General features: G+C 42.2%; 2 protein-coding genes. Both read right to left on the reverse strand.

The window, feature by feature from the left end:
* On the reverse strand, positions 1 to 2,263 hold a 2,263-nt coding region (locus tag CBG25_RS02690; protein ID WP_290604339.1), incomplete at its 3' end, for an AAA family ATPase.
* A gap of 40 nt (positions 2,264 to 2,303) precedes the next feature.
* Positions 2,304 to 2,485, reverse strand: a 182-nt coding sequence (locus CBG25_RS02695) for a hypothetical protein (protein ID WP_290604341.1), incomplete at its 5' end; no start/stop codon positions are given.

Below are 2,485 nucleotides of genomic sequence, written 5' to 3' on the forward strand. Positions count from 1 at the left end.
TGCCTACTTCTTTGCTGTTATCCCAAATTCTGATTTCATTTCTAGCCAGTTGGTCTTCCTGTTTATTCAAAATGTCATGCGCGGTTACTCTGTCACCGGAATTTTTTGTGAGGGCTTCCATCCACGCATTACCATCTGATAAATAAAGCTGAACGTGTTCTTTTGCACGGGATAATTCCACATAGGTATTATCCATTGCTGCGAGGGTACGTGAGCCTTCATAGACGATGACATACGGATAAGAAGCGCCTTGTGAGGCATAGCTTGTGATGGCGTAGGTGTAATCCAGATGTCTGTCAGCGTATTCTTTTTGTGGTTGATAGGTGACGAGCTTGCCGTTTAACTCAATATAGAGCTTATCGTCCTCAATCCGCTTTATCATGCCCCTGTCGTTATTGGCAATATTGCGGTCTTTATCGGTTGTGGTGAGGCGGATTTTTTCACCTTCTGAGACTTCAATGGTTTTGTCTTCAAAGAGTGCGACGACGGCAGGATTCACTTCAAGCGGTGACAGGTATTTCTCCTGATTATTTTCCCGATTTATCAGGCTAACAACGCCTTCTTTTGAAACCCCTGTTATCTCAAAATAGTGTTGATTGATTTTTGCGATGTGACCCTGCTGGTTTTGCCAAAAATGGCTATCTTTTAAATCCGCTTCCTGATGGTTGATGCGTTGTAAAACAGGAATAAGGGCTGATTTACCCAGCATCTGTTGACTTTGCATCACCGCATGAATGTTTTCATTTAACTGATTTCGATCGGCATTTAACGGGGTGATAATCACTGTGTTATCACGCGCTTCTTTCGTTCTACCCACATAGTCATCAATCACCATTTTTATCATTTGATTGTCGTTTTCCTGTGGCTTACCTGATAAATCACCCTTCATGATTGCGCTTTCGGGGATAAAAGCACCATTATTCCTTGCTACCCGGTCAGGGGAAACCTGACGAATAATATCCAATGATTTTTGTGTGTTTCCGGCAATGATTGCTTCAATAGCGGGTTTTAATTCGGGGGTTTGTCTGACGATTTCGTCCATCACCACTTTATCGGCGGCACTTCGTTGCCAGGCAAGGGCAAAGGGTGCGCCCCGCTCGAAGGCTTTTAGCTGTTTTGCATCCCCAGAGAGAACGACTCTTCCTGCATTATCCGTGATGTTAAGCAGCAATTCTGCCAGGGTTTTATTGCCAATCATCGAGCCTTCATCAATCACAAATAGGGTATTTTTATACGATGTTTTTAGATTGTTCTGGTGCTTTTCCATCAGGAAACTGGCAATGGTTTGGGATTTTATGCCTGCTGCCTGTAATTCATTGACGGCTTTATGGGTGGGTGCGAGTCCGATGATAGTAACATCGGGTCGATTATCGTTAAGTGCTTGTGCTACGGTTTTAAACTGGGTGGTTTTCCCGACTCCCGCATAGCCTTGTATCATGATTGTCTGGTCTTTTGAGGTTAAAACCATTTCGGCGGCTTTCTGTTGGCCTTGGGTTAATCCGGTAAAATGCAGTTTTTCTTTATTTTGGATTAACGGCAATTGACTGTTTTTGCCCTGTAAAATCTGCGAGAATATTTTGACCTCATTATCAAAATCTTCTTTGCGAATAAAGCGTCCATAAAATTCGTGTGTTGCTTTATCCACCCATTTTACCTCGCCTTTTCTTAGCCGCTCTTTAAAGGCTTTTACACAATCCTCAAACGAAAAATCACTGGATTTTGCTGCATCAGCAACGACATCCAGGCTATTAAAGACTATATTTGACTTCGTCCGCCGGTCAATGGCGATGTTTAGCTGTTTCTGGATATCAGGGGTGACATTATGTTTTGCGACATCGGCGGCTTTTATGAAGGATTCATTGCCTTGCTGGATATCAGAGAGCACGGTAGTGCTAATTTCACTTTGCTGTAACCGTTTTTGGATACTTTCGTTATCCAAACCAGTGATGCCGATAATATTCTTCCCGCTGCGTCTTATCTGGTTGATGGTCGAATTATTCACTTCTTTTTCGTTAAACACCGCAATGACCGTTTGATTCTTATCAAGGCTATTCCCAAACGCTTCACAGTAGTGGTATTCCAGTTTGCTGTCTGCTTTTGGGGTGAATGACGCTTTTTTACCGTGCTCATCTTCCATGATGATTTTATCGGCAAATAAAAAATTGCCTTTTTTTAGCTCGGTAATGGTAAAGGTTTTTCCCGCCTGGATATTTTGGCCAAACACACCGGTTGATTTCACTCTATCACCTTCTCGCAGTTCCATCTCTTGCACTTTAAAGAGACGATAGTGACTATCGATTTTATTAATTGAAAGAGGCTGTCGCAAAAGGGGTGGAATTTTTTTTCAACAATATCCCGCCGTGCAGATTTTCTCTTTTTCTGATTTTAGTTTGTACAAATAATAGACTAAAAATCATCCATAATATCAGAGCAACCGCTCTTGATAAGTTATAGGCCATTGCATGCAGGGTAAATTCGAGCTTTA

This window comes from Arsenophonus sp. ENCA (assembly GCF_002287155.1).
Taxonomy (GTDB): domain Bacteria; phylum Pseudomonadota; class Gammaproteobacteria; order Enterobacterales; family Enterobacteriaceae; genus Arsenophonus; species Arsenophonus nilaparvatae.